At 71.0% G+C, this 15,051-nt stretch carries 16 protein-coding genes; 3 read left to right on the top strand and 13 right to left on the bottom strand.

Annotation, left to right across the window (positions count from 1 at the left end):
* Positions 1–88: 88 nt before the first annotated feature.
* The 4 genes from N7925_RS02510 to N7925_RS02495 form a co-directional block, all read right to left on the bottom strand.
* Entirely contained in the window at positions 89–1,564 is a 1,476-nt protein-coding gene (locus N7925_RS02510) for an aminotransferase class I/II-fold pyridoxal phosphate-dependent enzyme (protein WP_265597842.1), read from the bottom strand.
* Between the two features lie 53 nt (positions 1,565–1,617).
* Positions 1,618–2,505 carry an SDR family oxidoreductase gene (locus N7925_RS02505; RefSeq protein WP_265597841.1) on the bottom strand — a complete coding sequence of 296 codons (888 nt, stop codon included), beginning with the start codon at positions 2,503–2,505 and terminating at the stop codon, positions 1,618–1,620.
* 123 nt (positions 2,506–2,628) lie between these two features.
* The gene (locus tag N7925_RS02500) at positions 2,629–3,684 is read right to left on the bottom strand and encodes an NAD-dependent epimerase/dehydratase family protein (RefSeq protein ID WP_265597840.1); all 1,056 of its coding nucleotides are present in this window, start codon (positions 3,682–3,684) and stop codon (positions 2,629–2,631) included.
* Between the two features lie 39 nt (positions 3,685–3,723).
* Positions 3,724–4,908, bottom strand: a complete 1,185-nt coding sequence (locus tag N7925_RS02495) for an alcohol dehydrogenase catalytic domain-containing protein (protein ID WP_265597839.1) — start codon at positions 4,906–4,908, stop codon at positions 3,724–3,726.
* A gap of 138 nt (positions 4,909–5,046) precedes the next feature.
* Between N7925_RS02495 and N7925_RS02490 the strand changes: the two genes are divergently transcribed.
* On the top strand, positions 5,047–5,583 hold the full coding sequence (locus N7925_RS02490) for a cysteine hydrolase family protein (RefSeq protein WP_265597838.1): 537 nt from the start codon (positions 5,047–5,049) through the stop codon (positions 5,581–5,583).
* Positions 5,584–5,652: 69 nt separating this feature from the next.
* Here N7925_RS02490 and N7925_RS02485 read toward each other — a convergent pair whose 3' ends face one another.
* The 5 genes from N7925_RS02485 to N7925_RS02465 form a co-directional block, all read right to left on the bottom strand.
* The gene (locus N7925_RS02485) at positions 5,653–6,060 is read right to left on the bottom strand and encodes a VOC family protein (protein ID WP_265597837.1); all 408 of its coding nucleotides are present in this window, start codon (positions 6,058–6,060) and stop codon (positions 5,653–5,655) included.
* Positions 6,061–6,141: 81 nt separating this feature from the next.
* Positions 6,142–7,122, bottom strand: coding sequence for a TIGR03557 family F420-dependent LLM class oxidoreductase (locus tag N7925_RS02480; protein ID WP_265597836.1), 981 nt, complete (start codon positions 7,120–7,122; stop codon positions 6,142–6,144).
* 198 nt (positions 7,123–7,320) lie between these two features.
* A complete protein-coding gene (locus N7925_RS02475) occupies positions 7,321–7,989 on the bottom strand; it encodes an HAD family hydrolase (protein ID WP_265597835.1) in 669 nt (222 codons plus the stop codon).
* A gap of 22 nt (positions 7,990–8,011) precedes the next feature.
* A complete protein-coding gene (locus tag N7925_RS02470; RefSeq protein ID WP_274342868.1) occupies positions 8,012–8,485 on the bottom strand; it encodes a DUF5709 domain-containing protein in 474 nt (157 codons plus the stop codon).
* A gap of 52 nt (positions 8,486–8,537) precedes the next feature.
* Positions 8,538–8,864 (bottom strand): plasmid stabilization protein, encoded by a 327-nt coding sequence (locus N7925_RS02465; protein WP_265597833.1) that lies wholly within the window; start codon positions 8,862–8,864, stop codon positions 8,538–8,540.
* Positions 8,865–9,186: 322 nt separating this feature from the next.
* Between N7925_RS02465 and panD the strand changes: the two genes are divergently transcribed.
* Together panD and N7925_RS02455 are read left to right on the top strand one after the other, a co-directional pair.
* On the top strand, positions 9,187–9,627 hold the full coding sequence (panD, locus tag N7925_RS02460; protein WP_265597832.1) for an aspartate 1-decarboxylase: 441 nt from the start codon (positions 9,187–9,189) through the stop codon (positions 9,625–9,627).
* Positions 9,628–9,673: 46 nt separating this feature from the next.
* Positions 9,674–10,027 (top strand): GNAT family N-acetyltransferase, encoded by a 354-nt coding sequence (locus N7925_RS02455; protein WP_274342867.1) that lies wholly within the window; start codon positions 9,674–9,676, stop codon positions 10,025–10,027.
* A gap of 653 nt (positions 10,028–10,680) precedes the next feature.
* Here N7925_RS02455 and N7925_RS02450 read toward each other — a convergent pair.
* The 4 genes from N7925_RS02450 to N7925_RS02435 form a co-directional block, all read right to left on the bottom strand.
* On the bottom strand, positions 10,681–12,060 hold the full coding sequence (locus tag N7925_RS02450) for a diaminopimelate decarboxylase (RefSeq protein ID WP_274342866.1): 1,380 nt from the start codon (positions 12,058–12,060) through the stop codon (positions 10,681–10,683).
* Between the two features lie 91 nt (positions 12,061–12,151).
* A complete protein-coding gene (locus tag N7925_RS02445; protein WP_265597829.1) occupies positions 12,152–12,949 on the bottom strand; it encodes a family 1 encapsulin nanocompartment shell protein in 798 nt (265 codons plus the stop codon).
* Complete coding sequence (locus tag N7925_RS02440) at positions 12,949–14,022, bottom strand: Dyp-type peroxidase (protein ID WP_265597828.1); 1,074 nt, start codon at positions 14,020–14,022, stop codon at positions 12,949–12,951. Before N7925_RS02440 ends, N7925_RS02445 begins: the two co-directional genes overlap by 1 nt.
* A gap of 332 nt (positions 14,023–14,354) precedes the next feature.
* Positions 14,355–14,888: a DUF5709 domain-containing protein gene (locus tag N7925_RS02435; protein WP_274342865.1), complete on the bottom strand. Its 534-nt coding sequence runs from the start codon at positions 14,886–14,888 to the stop codon at positions 14,355–14,357.
* Positions 14,889–15,051 lie beyond the last annotated feature (163 nt).

Genomic DNA, 15,051 nt, shown 5'->3' with positions numbered 1-15,051 from the left:
ATCTGAAGGGGGCGGGCGGAGGCTGGGTCCGTCACGGGTGTTCCCGGGTTCGGCGTCGGTCGGGCCCGGAGCTGATCGGGCCTGGTTCTCAGGGGGCCTCGGTGCGGACGCGGATGGTCCGCAGGGTGGGGTCGGCGGGGTCGGGAATGTTCATGCCTGCCTCGACTCCGGAGCGCAGGTAGCTCACCAGGGGTTCGGTGATCCGCTCGCCGGGCAGCACGGCCGGAATGCCGGGAGGGTAGGGCGTGAGCATCTCGGCGGCGACGCGGCCCACGGCTTCCGACGCCGGGACGTCCTCCGTCGGGGCGAAGTAGGCGTCACGCGGCAGACATACCTGGTCGGGACGGAGCTCGGCGGGCGTGGGCACACACACCTCGGGAGCGGGGCGGAGCGTGTGCGCGTGGCGGGCCAGGTCGCGCAGGGCCGTCAGCAGCCGGTCGGCGGTGTCCTCGTCGTCGGCGTGGGTGAACTGGGCACTGATCCGGCGGTGGTCCACGAGGTGCATGTCGATGCGGTGGTGCTCGCGCAGCCAGTCGGCGGCCCGGTAGCCGGTGGTGCCCATGGCCTCGATGTCGATGATCACGGGCAGCGGGTCGAATTCCGCTGCCGCGCCGGGCCCGCAGAAGTCGTCCGGCCCGTTGACGTGCATTCCCTCGATCTCCTCGATGCGGCGGCGCACCGTCGCCACCAGGTCGAGTGCCCGGGAGAGCAGACCGTGGCCTTCCAGAACCATCTGCCGGCGCCAGCCGTCGATCCCGGCGTAGAGCAGCACGGAGGGGCTGGTCGTGCCGAGGAGGTCGGCCCGTGAGGCCAGGGTGTCGTGGTCCACCAGGTCGCCCTGGAGGTGGAAGACGGAGCCTTGTTCGAGGCCGCTGCCCATTTTGTGGATGCTGGTGACGCAGACGTCGGCGCCGGCGTCCATGGCCCAGGACGGCAGGTCCGGGTGGAACGGCAGGTGGGCACCCCAGGCTTCGTCGACGATCAGTGGCTTGGAGCGCCGGTGGCAGATGTCCGCCATGGCGCGCAGGTCGGCCGCCGTGCCGTACGGGGTGGGACTGGTGATCAGGGCGCCGCGTGCGTCCGGGTGCCGGGTGAAGGCTTCCTCCAGGGTGGAAGGGGAGGGCGCGTGTGCGAGATGCCGCTCCTTGTCCCACTGGGGTTCCAGCCAGACGGGCTCGATGCCGCAGAGGATGAGGCCGGCGATGACGGACTTGTGGGCGTCCCTGCCGACCAGCAGCTTCTGGTGGGGCGCGGCGACGCTGAGCATGGCGGCCTTGACCGACAGGGAGCTGCCACAGGTGGAGAAGAAGGTGTGCTCCGCGTGGACGGCGTCGGCCATGAGGTCTTCGGCCCGTTGCAGCACGGAGGACTTCTCCCGGCGGTCGTCCAGCCCTCCTGTGGCGAGGACGTCTCCGAAGAACATCGCGTCGCCCAGCAGGGCCCGAACGGCTGGGGCAGCACCCCGCGCTTGTTTGTGACCGGGCGGGGAGAAGCCCAGCTCGCCCCGGTCACGATAGGCGGTGAGAGCGTCGAGAACCGGCGTTTCGTTATGGTTCATCGTCATACGACACGCCTTCCCGGCCGACGCGCGGTCAAATCAGCCTCCCTTTCCCGGAATCAGGGGAGCGGTGTACCGCCGGTGGCGTTCATGATCTCGCCGGTGATGAACGAGGCATTGGCCGAGGCCAGGAATACATAGGCGGGCGCCATCTCCGCAGGCTGCGCGGGCCGGCCCAGCGGGCTCTGCTTCCCGAACTCGGCCGTGTCGGGCAGCGTCGCGGGGATGAGGGGCGTCCAGACGGGGCCCGGGGCGACCGCGTTGACGCGGATGCCGTCGGAGGCCAGCATCTGGGCCAGGCCCTGTGTGAAGGTGACGATCGCGCCCTTGGTCATCGCGTAGTCGAGGAGATGAGGGCTCGGCTTGTACGCCTGCACCGAGGTCGTGTTGATGATCGACCCCCCTGCCGGAATGTGTGGCAGGGCGCTCTTGCACAACCAGAACATGCCGTAGAGGTTGGTCCGCATCACGCGGTCGAACTGCTCGGTCGAGATCGCGGAGATCCCGTCGGGCTGCGACATCTGGTACGCCGCGTTGTTGACCAGGACATCGATGCGGCCGAACTCGGACACCGCGCGCTCGATGAGCGAGCGGCACTGCTTCTCGTCCCGGATGTCACAGAGGACGGGCACCGCCCTGCGGCCCGCCTGCTCCACCAGGCGAACGGTCTCCCGAGCCTCCTGCTCCTCCTCGGGAAGGTGGGTCAGCAGGACGTCGGCGCCCTCGCGTGCGAAGGCCAGCGCCACCGCACGGCCGATCCCGGAATCGCCCCCGGTGATCACGGCCTTCCGGCCGTCCAGCAGGCCGGAGCCGCGGTAGGACTCCTCGCCGTGGTCGGGCGGCGGGTCCATCGGTCCCGTCCAGCCGGGATGTGCCTGGTCCTGCTGGGGGAAGTCGGGGCGGGGGTGGAGCGTGTTGGGGTCCTGCGGCTGTTCACTGCTCGCCATGGTGGTCCTTCCTACGTCGTCCGTCGTCCGTCGTCGCAGAGGTCCAGTACATCGGACGCGCCCGGAGCCTGCGGCCATGCGGGCCGACCCGCCGGAGCTCCGCCGGCGGCACGGCCGGGTGGCTCAGCCGGTCTTCCGGCCTGCCAGCGGTGCGGTGTTCTCGCCCGCGCCGGTGCGAACGCCGCGCAGAAAGGCTTTCAGCGCGTCTTCGGCCGTACGGGTGGGCTGCCAGCCCAGTACGTCGCGGGCCCGGCTGGAGTCCAGTACGGGCAGTCGCAGCACCGCGTCGAACAGGTGCGGGGAGGCCGGGACGGCGTGGGCTCGCCACGCGGCCGAGAGCGCGGTGCGCACCAGGGCCCTGGGGATCCGCACGATCCGGGCGTCGAGCAGGTCCGCCAGCGTGCGGGCGTCGATGACCGGGTCCGCCGCCAGGTTGAAGGGGCCCCGTACATCGCGGAGCACGGCCAGCCGATAGGCGTCGGCGGCATCGGCGGTGTGAAGGACCTGGAAGCGCAGCCCGTCCAGGTCGGGTACGAAGGGCAGCAGGTCGGGCCGCAGAAGGGGCCCGGGGGCGTAGCGGCCCGCGAAGATCCGCCGCTGCTCGGGGGCGGCGGTCTCCTTGAAGAGGAATCCGGGTCGCATCCGGACCACCCGGATCTGCGGGTGGCGCAGCTCGAAGGTGTCGAGAACACGTTCCAGGTAGGCCTTCTCCCGGCAGTAGGCCGCGTCCGGCCAGCCGTCCGTGGGCCACTGCTCGTCGACGCCGGGCTCGTCCTTGGGGCCCGGGGAGTAGGCGCCGACGGACGAGGCGTGCACCAGGGCGGGGACCCCGCTGCGTGCCACGGCGTCGAAGACGCGCCGGGAGCCCAGCACGTTGCTCCGCCACGTCACCACAGGGTCGTGGGTGGGCTGGAAACGCCACGCGAGATGGACGACGGCGTAGGCACCGTGCAGCAGACCCGCGAGCCGGTCCTCGCTGTCGGCCCGGGACAGATCGATGGTGTCCCACTCCACCTTCGTGATCTCGAGCGCGGGCTTTCTGCGGGCCAGTCCGAGGACGGATCCGATGTCCGGTTCCGCGGCGAGCGCGCGGACCACGCTGGTTCCCACGTTGCCGGTGGCGCCCGTGACCACCACGCGCTTGCCCGGGTGCCGACTGCCGTTCTCCACGCTGAGCATCCTTCCTGGGGTCGCCGTGGTGTTGGCGTTGTGCGGGTCTCAGGGGACGAGCAGGGTTTTGATCATGCCGTCGGCCTTCTTCTGGAAGGTCTCGTAGGCCTTCGGCCCTTCCTCGAGCGAGAGGTGGTGGGTGGCGAAGGAGTCCACGCCCAGCGGGTCGTCGTCGGTGAGCAGGGGCAGCAGGTCATCCACCCAGCGCTTGACGTTGGCCTGGCCCATACGGAGCTGGATCTGCTTGTCGAACATGGTGAGCATCGGCATCGGGTCGGCGGAGCCGCCGTACACACCGGAGACGGAGATCGTGCCGCCCCGGCGGACCAGGTCGACGGCCGAGTGCAGTGCGGCGAGGCGGTCGACTCCCGCCGATTCCATGAGGCGCTGCGCGAGGGCGTCGGGGAGCAGACCGACCGCTGCGTGTGCGGCCTTGGCCACGGGGGCGCCGTGGGCCTCCATACCGACCGCGTCGATCACCGCGTCCGTGCCGCGCCCGTCCGTGAGCTCCCGGACGGCATCACCGAGGTTCTTGCCGTGACGGCGCAGGTCCAGGCAGGTGGCGCCGTACGCGCTGACCCGGTCGAGGCGTTCGGGAACCAGGTCCACGCCGACGACGAGGCCGGCGCCCCGGTGGAGGGCGATCCGGGCAGCCATGGCGCCGATCGGGCCCAGGCCCAGAACAGTGACGCTCCCGCCGGGTGGGATGTCCGCGTACTCCACGGCCTGCCAGGCGGTGGGCAGCACGTCGGAGAGATACACGAACCGGTCGTCCGCGGGGCCGTGCGGGACCTTGATGGGCAGGTCGTTGCCGAAGGGGACCCGCAGGTACTCGGCCTGGCCTCCGGGCACCTGCCCGTAGAGCTTGGTGTACCCGAACAGGGCTGCGCCCGTGCCGCGCTCGCGCACCTGGGTCGTCTCGCACTGCGAGTGCAGCCCCTGTCCGCACATGAAGCAGTGACCGCAGGACACGTTGAAGGGGATCACGACCCGGTCGCCCGGAGCGAGGGCGGTCACCTCGCTGCCGACCTCCTCCACCACCCCCATCGGTTCGTGACCCAGGATGTCGCCCGGGTCGAGGTAGGGCCCGAGTACCTCGTACAGGTGAAGGTCGGATCCGCAGACCCCGGTGGACGTGATCTTGACAATGATGTCCGTCGGATCCTGGATCCGGGGGTCCGGTACGGTCTCCACCCGGACGTCCCGCTTTCCCTGGTAGGTCAATGCGCGCACGGGTCCGCTCCTTCCGTCGCCGGTATTCCTGGACGAGTGTGCCGGGTTCCCACCCTGTCAATGGTGAAACACACAGACGTGAAACACACAGACAGGTCGTGGGCGGACCGCGAGCGGCCCCTTTGCGATGATGAAGGCATGAGGAACAACGCGCTCATCGTCGTCGACATGATCAATACGTACGATCACCCCGATGCCGACCTGCTCGTTCCATCTGTCCGGAGCGCACTGCCCCACATCGCGCGGCTCATCGCCCGCGCCCGCTCGGAACATGTGCCGGTCATTTATGTGAACGACAATTTCGGAGAATGGCGGTCCCACCACGGAGAGATCGTCGAGAAGACTCTCGCGGGAAAGAACGCGGAGCTGGTCGAACCCATCCTGCCGGACGATGAATCCCTCTTCGTCGTCAAGGCCCGGCACTCGATCTTCTACGAGACACCGCTCAGCTATCTGCTCTCCCAACTGGGCGCCGACCACCTTGTGCTGTGCGGGCAGGTCACCGAACAGTGCGTGCTGTATTCAGCACTCGATGCCCACATCCGGCGTCTGCACGTCACCGTCCCGAGGGACGCCGTGGCACACATCCACAGCGACCTCGCCGACGCGGCTCTGCGCATGATGGAACGCAACATGGGAGCCAGGATCACCTCCGCGGACGACGTCACCTTCTGACATCGGTACCCGAACCCGCTGCGGTAGCGTCCCGCCCGCAGCGGGCCGGGCCGTCCCGGACTGGGGAGTTCAGTCGAGGTAGTGGGCGTGCCCCTGGTCATCGAGGCCGACGGAGCCGGGGGCCTCGGGGATGACGCAGAACTCGTTTCCCTCGGGGTCGGCCATCACCAGGAAACCGCCGTCGGCGTACTCCTCCAGGCGTCGTCCTCCGAGCGCCTCGACCCGCTGCTGCTCGGCTCCCGGGTCGGGGCAGGAGATGTCGAAGTGCATGCGGTTCTTCCCGGGCTTGGGCTCACCGGCCCGTTGGAAGCCCAGGCCCAGCCCGTTCTCCCGCCGCAGCCAGACGTACGGGCCGGTACGGTCCACGATCGGACGGCCGAGCAACTCGGACCAGAACGCGGCGAGCCGCTCGGGACTGTCAGCGTCGATGATGAGGGCGTTGATCCGGGCGTTGATCCGCAAAGATGCCTCTGTCATGCGTCGATCCTCTGTCACCGGGCGACCTCACGGAACACCTGCGGTCGCCGCCTCGGACGATGACGCGCCGGGGCCCAGCTTTCAGGCTCGCGCGTTGTTCGGCTCGAGCTGTCGGATGCGCGCGTCGAGCTCACGCTGGTAGAAGTCGATGAAGCCGTCGGGGTCGGGGCCCGCGTTCTGCATGACCAGCCTGTCGAAACCCGCGTCGACGTAGCTCTGCGCGACCTCGATGTAGCGTCCGGGGTCCGCGCCGCAGGCGAACTTCTCCAGAATGTCCTCCTCGCGCACGGTGGTGGTCGCAGCATCGAAATTGACCGGATTGGGCAGCTCGCTCATCACCTTCCACCCGGTCAGCGCCCACCGCGACGTCTCCAGAGCGGCGCGCGCGGCGGTGTGCGCGTCGGGCGCCCAGGCCATCGGAACCTCGCCGTAGCACGGGCCGGTGCCGCCGGCGTCACGGTAGTGCTGGACGATGCTCGGCTTGTCCTCCGTCGCGAACAGGCCGTCGCCCAGTTCGGCGGCGATGCGCGTCGACAGGTGGCCGCTGGCGGCCACGGCGATCAGGGGCGGTTCGTCGGGGAGGTCGAAGACCCGGGCGTCCTGCAGCCGCAGATGCTTGCCCTCGTAGGACCGGTACCCCCCGCTCCAGAGCAGCCGGATGATCTCCAGGGCTTCCGTGAGCAATTCATGCCGGGGCTGGACCGCGTCGGGGAATCCCGGACCGACGACGTGTTCGTTGAGCCGCTCTCCCGAGCCGACACCCAGGACGAAGCGGCCCTCCGAGAGCAGGGCGAGCGTCGCGGCCGCCTGAGCGATGATGGCGGGGTGGTAGCGCACGGTGGGGCACGTGACCCCGGTCGCCAGACCGATCCGCGATGTCTTGGCGGCAATGCTCCCCAGCACCGTCCAGGCGAACGGCGAGTGTCCCTGGTTGTCGAGCCAGGGGTGGTAATGGTCGCTGATCTCGACGAAGTCGAATCCCGCCTCCTCGGCGAGCACGGCCTGCCTGACCAGCTCCGCCGGGCCGAACGCCTCCGCCGCCAGCTTGTATCCCACCTGCATGTGATCCTCATTCCGCACGTGTCATGGCCGCTTCTCCCGCAGGGGTACCCCCCGATCTCCGCACATAACGGTCAAGGGCGTGGACAGGGCGGGATGCAGCCCGGACCAGGCCCCTCCGCGCGATGTCGGGCGGCAGTCCTGCGAGGCGGTCATGTCCGGCCCGCAGGGCTGCGCGACCGGAAATTCGGGGTCAGCTCATCAGTCGGGGCCCGGTCCGAGAGGGCTGTCGTCGAGGCGGTCGAGCAGATCGGCGACATCCTGATAGACCGCTTCCGCTCCTGCCCGCTCCAGGTCCGCGCGAGGGATACCGCCCGACAGGAGAGCCACCGCGGTCACCCCGGCCCGGGCCGCCGCCTCCATGTCCCACACCGTGTCGCCGACGAACACCGCCTGCTCCGCACTGACTCCGGCCAGCCGGCATGCCAGCTCCACGGGCTCCGGGGAGGGCTTTCCCCGGTCGACGTCGTCCGAGCTCGCCGTGGCCCGGACCGCCTCGTCCGCGTCCACGGCCCGCCGCAGAGCCGCGAGCTCCGTCCCGCTCGCCGAGGTGGCGAGGACCACCCGCCAACCGCGGCCTGCCAGGGTGCGCAGCAGGTCGCCCGCGCACCGGAAGGCGGGGAGGCGGTCGAAGTACGTCGCGTAGAGCACCGTGTGCGCGGAGCTGATGGCCGCGTCCTGCCCCGCGTCTCGGTCGGGCCCCAGCAGCCGCTCGATGAGATCACCGGAGCCGAGGCCGACCGCCCGGTGGATCTCCGGCATCGGCACGGTGTGCCCGGCCTGCCGGAAAGCCTCCCACCAGGCCACCACGTGGAGGTGATTGGTATCGGTGAGCGTGCCGTCCACATCGAAGATCGCCGCGCCAGTCATGGTCTCCCGCTTTCACCGGCCGTCAGGCCTCGCGCCCCTGGATGTCCGCCTCGTCCGTGACGTGGACGGCCGCTTCCTCCGCCGACGCCGCGCCACCGTCGATGCCCACGTCCTCGGCGAAGACGTCGTTCTCCCGCCCGGCCGCGTCGTCCGCCGCGCTGAGCCGGCCTGCCCGTGGCTCGCGCTCGGCCCCTTCCAGGGGTTCGCCCTCTCCCTCGGCGAGGTCGCCGATGCCGTCACCGTCGAGCGGTTCCACGTCGTCGGTCTCCTGGGCGAGCCTCTGGTCCAGGGATTCACCGTGGCGTACCTCGGCCCCGGTCGTGCCGAACTTGTTCACGGCCAAAGGGCGTTCGGGCGGGGAGTAACCCTCTTCCATCCGGTCGTCCAGACCCCGTTCGTCCAGCGTGTTCTCCAGGTCGAGCTCGTCGTTCGGCGGATCGTTGCCGTCGTCGTCCTGCGGCTGGTACACGTCGTCGCCGCGTGCGTCTGCGGGCATGTCCTGTTCCCTCCGTCGTGTGGGCGGCCGGCCCCCGGGCCGCCGGTGGGCGTCAGCGTCCGACGGCCTTGCGGAGCTGGTCCTTGTTCATGGAGGAGCGCCCCTCGATGTTCTTCTTCTTGGCCTCCGCGTAGAGCTGGTCCCGTGTGGGGCCCTGCGCGCCCTTGTGGGAGCGCTCGCCGCCGCGTTCGTAGGCGGACTTCCTGTCCTGCGTCGACGTCTTGCTCGCCGTCTTCGACTCGCCCGACCGGGCGCGCTGCTTGTTGACGGTCCGGGCCGCGATCTCCTTCGCGCGGCTCTTCGGCGCGCCCTGCTCCTCCTGGCTCTCCTTGATGTGCTCGTACTGCCGCTCACGCTTCTTGCTGGATCCAGCCGGCATGGCGTACTCCTCCACTTCCGTCCCGGGTGCGTCGGGACACCGCGTTTCCCATACGGATCCCACTAAACAATGCCTATGGCGACGGCGCCCCCCGGAGGCCGGGAACCTCGCTGTCCGCAGCACGGAAGCCCCTGCGATCCGGCGGCACACGCGGCGACGCCGCCGTCTACACCCTGAAGCCACAGAAGAGTCGGCAAGTGGTCGGCGGCAGTCCTCAAAAACCCAGGGAGAGCTGACCGGACCCGCGCAGCGTTGTAGGCTGTGAGAACAGCCCTTGACCTGCAAGAACGCAGGCAGGGAGCCTACGACCAGGAGTACCTCGATGCTACGTACCCTATTCAAGTCCAAGATCCACCGGGCCACCGTCACCCAGGCCGATCTGCACTACGTCGGTTCCGTGACGATCGATGCCGCCCTGATGGAGGCCGCCGACCTGCTCCCCGGTGAGCTGGTCCATATCGTTGACGTCGACAACGGCGCCCGCCTGGAGACCTACGTCATCGAGGGCGAGCGGGGCTCCGGTGTCATCGGGATCAACGGCGCGGCCGCACACCTCGTGCACCCCGGTGACCTGGTCATCCTGATCAGCTACGCACAGGTCGACGATGCCGAGGCCCGTGCCTTCGTGCCGCGGGTCGTGCACGTGGACGCGGAGAACCGGATCGTGGCGCTCGGAACCGACGCCTCGGCGCCGGTTCCCGGGACCCGTACGGAGCGGAGCCCGCAGGCCGTCGTCGCGGGCGATCCAGGTCGCCGTCCGTAGTTCCGGGCGAGTGACGTCCAGGGTCACGAACGGGAAAGCAGGGGTCATGGCCGAGAAGGCAGCTGTGGAGATCAGGGACGACCGGGACCACGGCAGTCTCGTGGCGTACGAGGACGGCAGGCCGGCCGGGACCATCGCGTACTTCGTCATGGACCCGGCTCCCGGCGCGCTGGTGGCCGTGCACACCGTCGTCCGGCCCGAGCACGAGGGCAAGGGCATCGCGGGGGCGCTGGTCCGGGAGTTCTTCACCATGGCCGCCAGGGAGGGCGTTCCCGTCGTTCCGCTCTGCCCGTACGCGGCGAAGTGGGCGCAGCGCCACCCCGACGAGGCGCCCGAAGCGCCGGCCGAGCTCGTCCAGGAGGCGGAGCGGCAGCTCAGGAACCACCCCGAGCTCTTCTGAGAGCTGATCACTGGAACCGGCGCGGGTGGGGTGGGCGACGGTCGGAGCGGTTCTCCGACCGCCGCTCACCAGGCTTCCCGTCACGCGGTAAGTCGAGAACGCTGGGCAGGGGCATGCGGGACACCTTGCGCGTCGATGGCGCCCGTCGCGGATCCGGACGGGTCCAGCCAGGTCCGGGCAGCTTGCCGGAGTCCTGCCCACTCGGGGCGATCCGGCACGCGCCGGCCCACGCCGCTGCCGCCGGGCGTATGTGTGGACTCGGCAGGCGCGGGCAGCCGCTCCGGGAGACGGTGGAGGAAAGCTCCATCTGTCCCTTTCGTGCCGTTGTGGAGGATCGCGATGACCCACCCGTACCCCGACCCCGTACCGCCCTCGCCGACGCCTCCGCCCGTACCGGGCCCGCCCACTCCGGTGCCCAGCCCGCCGCCCGTGCCGCCGGGCCCCGGGCCCGTGCCACCCGGACCCGCGCCGGACCCCATCCCGCAGCCGCCCGCCCCCGGCCCGGACCCCGTACCGGATCCGGAGCCCGAGCCGCAGCCCGCCGGGACGTGACCGGTGGCCGGCCGGCCGTTCCGTCCTGGCCGTCCGGCCAGGACGGAACGGCCGGCCGGCCTCGGCCGTGCCGGCTCCGCCCCTTACATCAGCCAGCCCGCTCAATCGGCCCGTTCGATCAGCGCGTCCGCGTGCGCGAGACCGCTCTCCGCCGCGATGTCGTCCAGCGACTGCGCGTCCCGCACCGTCACGAACGTCACCTGTCCGTCGTGACCCGAGCCGTCCTTCAGCCCCGCCGCCCGGAAGCCGTACACCGCGGGGCGGGGCAGACTGTTGTACGCCCACGGGGTGGAGAAGTAGTACGCCCCCGTGTCGTACAGCACGACCACATCGTCCTCGGCCAGCTCCGGCAGCTCCCGGCCGTACGCCACCACGTCCCCCGCGAAGCAGCACGGTCCCGCGATGTCCTGCGCCAGCGGCGGGCCGCCCTTGGGCGTGCCGTCCGGGCCGAACGCCCCGATCCGCAACGGCCAGGCGTCGGGCATGAGGACGGTACGGGTGGCGGTCTGCGCTCCCGCGTGGGTGAGCGCGATCCGGCGGCCCCCGGCATCCTTCGTGTACTCCACCCGGGCCCCGATGAACCCGTTCTTCGCCAGCAGCGACCGGCCGAACTCCGTGACCAGGGAGTAGCGGCCCGAGAAGAGGCCGGGGGCGGCCGCCGTCAGCGTTGCCACGTAGTCCGCGTAGCTGGGGCGTACGGTCTCGTCGGCGAAGTTGACCGGAAGTCCGCCGCCGATGTCCAGGCTGGTGACCTGTCGGACGCCCAGCGTCGCGTTGATCTCCTCGGCCAGCTCGTACGTCCGTGCCACCCCGTCCGCGATCAGCTCCAACGGGCAGCCCTGGGAGCCCACATGGGCGTGCAGCCGGGTCAGCCACGGTCGCTGCCGGAAGGCCCCCACGATCGCCTCGCGGGCCCCCGGGTCGCGGAGCGCGACCCCGAACTTCGAGGTGTCGGTCGCCGTGCTCATCGGCCCGATGGAGCCACCGCCCACCTGAGGGTTGACCCGCAGTCCGAGGACCGAGGCGGTGGCCGGGTTGCGAAGGGCGTCGATGCGGCGCAGTTCGTCGAGGCTGTCGGCGTTGACGGCGACGCCGAGCGCGAGCGCCAGCCGGATCTCCTCCCGGGTCTTGGCGGGGGAGTCCAGGACGACGCGGGACGCGGCGAACCCGGCCTCCACGGCCAGTCGCAGTTCACCGGGGCTCGCCACCTCGCACCCCATGCCGCGGTCGGCGAGCAGCCGCAGTACCGGGACGAGGGAGCAGGCCTTGGCCGCGAAGGTGTGCAGTACCTCGGGTGTGGCGGCGAAGGCCTCGTGCAGGTCGTCGACGGAGGCGCGCACGCCCTCCGTGTCGATGAAACCGGCGACCGGGCGGCCCTCGCCCAGCAGCCCCTGTCCGACGGCCGCCCGGACGACGGCGTCGAAGCGGGCGGTCGGCGCTGTCGTGCCGCCCTCGTGGTGCGCGGGAGTCGTCTGCGTCATACGGCCAGAGTCCCTGATGGCTGCCCCCAGGTCTTCGGCGGAACGGGGGCGCTCGGTCGCCCGGGCACGCGCCGGTGAGCGCCCCCGGGTTTCAGGCGATCAGGCCGACCACGGCCTCCGGTGTCAGCATCCGGAAGGTGAAGGCCTGCTGGAAGTAGAGGTGGATGCTCGTGGCGTCGTGGTCCGCGTAGCCGATCGACAGGTCCTGACCGAGACAGAGCTCGAAGTCTCCGCCCCGGGTGGACAGGAGCACCCCGCCCTTGACCGCGGGCGCCCACAGGATCTCGTCGTCCACCAGGCGGCTCAGGTGTGTCTTGACCGGATATCCGTGGTCGGAGGTCTCGGCGGCCTCGGTGAACGCGTCCGCACCGAGCAGCAGCCGGTACGGTCCGTCCACACCGGCCAGCCGCAGCCGCGTCACGGCCTGGCTGACCGCCACCGGATAGTCCCGCGCGTCGGCGGGCAGCGGGAGGGGATCGTGGGACGAGCCGTCCCGCAGGCCGGTGATCCCGGCCGCCCCGTATCCGTCGATGATCGCCATGTCCTCGGCGAACGCGCAGGTGCGTGCCGCGTCCTTGACGGGCTGCCAGTCGCTGTCGGCCGAGCCGCGCTCCACGTCGTCCACGGCCCGGCGGGCCACCGTGAACGGCACCCGCCACTCGATGACCGGCATCGATGTCCGGGCCCGGGCCACCACGTCCGGGGTGGGCGGATCGATATCGGTCAGATGGCCGTCGCCGACGGCGGCCAGCGTCGGACCGTCCGGATCGGACACGTCCACGACACGGCGGCCGGCGACATGGCGGCGGAAGGTACGCCGGGCCTCCTCCTCGATCTCGTCCCAGGCGGACGGGGTGACCGGCGCGAGCTCGCGGTGCAGGTTGTTCATCACTGGGCGCTTTCTTGCAGGCTGCCGATGCGCAGCGAACCGTGGTCCGCCCCGGCCGCGAGAGACTCCTGCCGGACCGGTGCGGGCACCGGTTCCGGCCGGTCCCCGGCGCGGGTCAGAACGGGCGGGGGCGGCGGAGCGTCGAGGAAGTCGGCGCGGGGGGCGAAGAAGAGGGAACCGGTGACCGCCGTGGAGAAGTCGAGGATGCGGTCGTGCGCCCCGGGCGGATCGCCGAGGAACATGTTGCGGAGCATCCGCTCGGTCACGTCGGGATCGGCGGCGTACCCGATGAAGTACGTACCGAACTCGCCCTTCCCGAAGCTGCCGAACGGCATGTTCGCCCGCAGGATGTCCCGTTCGGTGCCGTCCGGGTCGGTGATCGTGTTGAGCGCGAGGTGGGAGTCGGCGGGTTTCTCGTCGTCGGGGAACTCCACGTCGTCCAACTTGGTGCGGCCGATGACGCGTTCCTGTTCCTCCACGGAGAGCGCGTTCCAGGACGTCAGGTCGTGCAGGTACTTCTGTACGACGACGTAGCTGCCGCCCTCGAACTCCGGGTCGTCCTCCGCCCCGACGAGCGCCGCCGAGCGGGCGTCGTCGCCCACCGGGTTCTCCGTACCGTCCACGAAGCCGAGCAGGTCCCGGTGGTCCAGGTAGCGGAAGCCGTGCGTCTCGTCCACGATCCGCAGCGCTCCGCCGAGCTTGTCGAGCAGCTGGGCCGCCCACGCGTAGCAGACGTCCATCCGCTCGGCCCGGATGTGCAGCAGTACGTCCCCGGGGGTCGCCGGGGCATGGTGAAGAGGGCCTCGCAGCTCCGGGAACGGGTGGAGGTGAGCCGGGCGCGGCCCGGCGAACAGCCGGTCCCAGGCGCTGGAGCCGAAGCCCGCGACACAGGCGAGACCGGCGTCCGGGTAGCGGAAGCCGAGCGACCGGGCGGCGGCCGCGAGATCCGGCAGCATGTCCCGTACCGCGCTTTCGCCGCCCGGCTCGATCGTGCCGACCAGGAACAGCGCCGCGCTGGTCAACGGAGCCACGACGGGCTGGACGGAGACGGGGTCGGGGACGGCGTCGGGCATGCGCGCACTCCACTACGACGGTGTACGGATGGCGGTGGATCGCCGGTGGCGGACGGTCGGCGGTCGCGGACCACGGTGAACAGGGCTCGCAGCCACTAACCCACGTCCCGTCCCCGACCGCACGCCGGGAGCGCCCGGCCGGGGGTCCGCGCCGGGGCGCGGACCGGGGGAAGGCGCTTCGGCGCGTTCCGTGCGTTCCGTGCGTCCGTGCGTCCGTGCTCCGTGCGTTCGGAGGCGCGTGGTGCGTTCGGCGGTGCGTGGTGTGCTTCGGGCAGGGGAGTACGGGCCCGGGGACAGCCGCGTTCAGGGGCGGGCGCTCGCCGACGGGCCGCTCACGGCGAGGGCGAGGCGGCCCCGCCACTGGTGGAGGGGCCGGTTCCGGGCGCCGGGCCGGCCTCCAGGAGAGCGGCGTCGTCCCCCGGCTCGGGGATCACGTGCATCGCGGCCTCCTCGGCCGACGCCGCAGCCCCGTCGATGCCCACGTCGCTGGCGGTGAGGGTGGCCGGGACACTTCCGTCCGCCTGCTGGGTCAGCCGTCCGGCGCGGGCGACGCCGACCTCGTCGTCCCACGGCTCGCCGTCGCCGTCCACCAGATCGCCCACGCCGTCGCCGGCGGTACCGTCCGGCTCGGGCACTTCCCTGGTCAGCCGGGCTTCGAGGGACTCGCCGGTGCGCCGCTCGTCGGCCGTGGTGCCGAGGCCGTCGACGACCCAGGGGCGGTCCGGCGGAGCGTAGCCCTCGTCCAGCGGGTCGCCGGTGCCGGACGGGTCCATAAGTGTGTCCCCGGCGTCGAGCTGTTCGCCGGGGTCGGAAGCCTCGGGTTCCTGGGGCTGGTAGACGTCGTCCCCCCAGTCGGTTTCGCTCATGGCGCGTCCTTCCCTCCGGGAGTACGAATACCACTGTCCCCTGTACGCAATTCCACTCCGGTCCCGCTCCGGCCGCAAAGGGAAGATCGGATTCCGGGGCCGGGGACGGGCCACACGGACCGGTCCTTGCGCAGGTCGCGGCCCGTTCGCCGCGCGTCCGGGG

This window comes from Streptomyces sp. CA-278952 (assembly GCF_028747205.1).
Lineage (GTDB): Bacteria > Actinomycetota > Actinomycetes > Streptomycetales > Streptomycetaceae > Streptomyces.
This window is presented reverse-complemented; position numbering and strand designations above follow the sequence as displayed.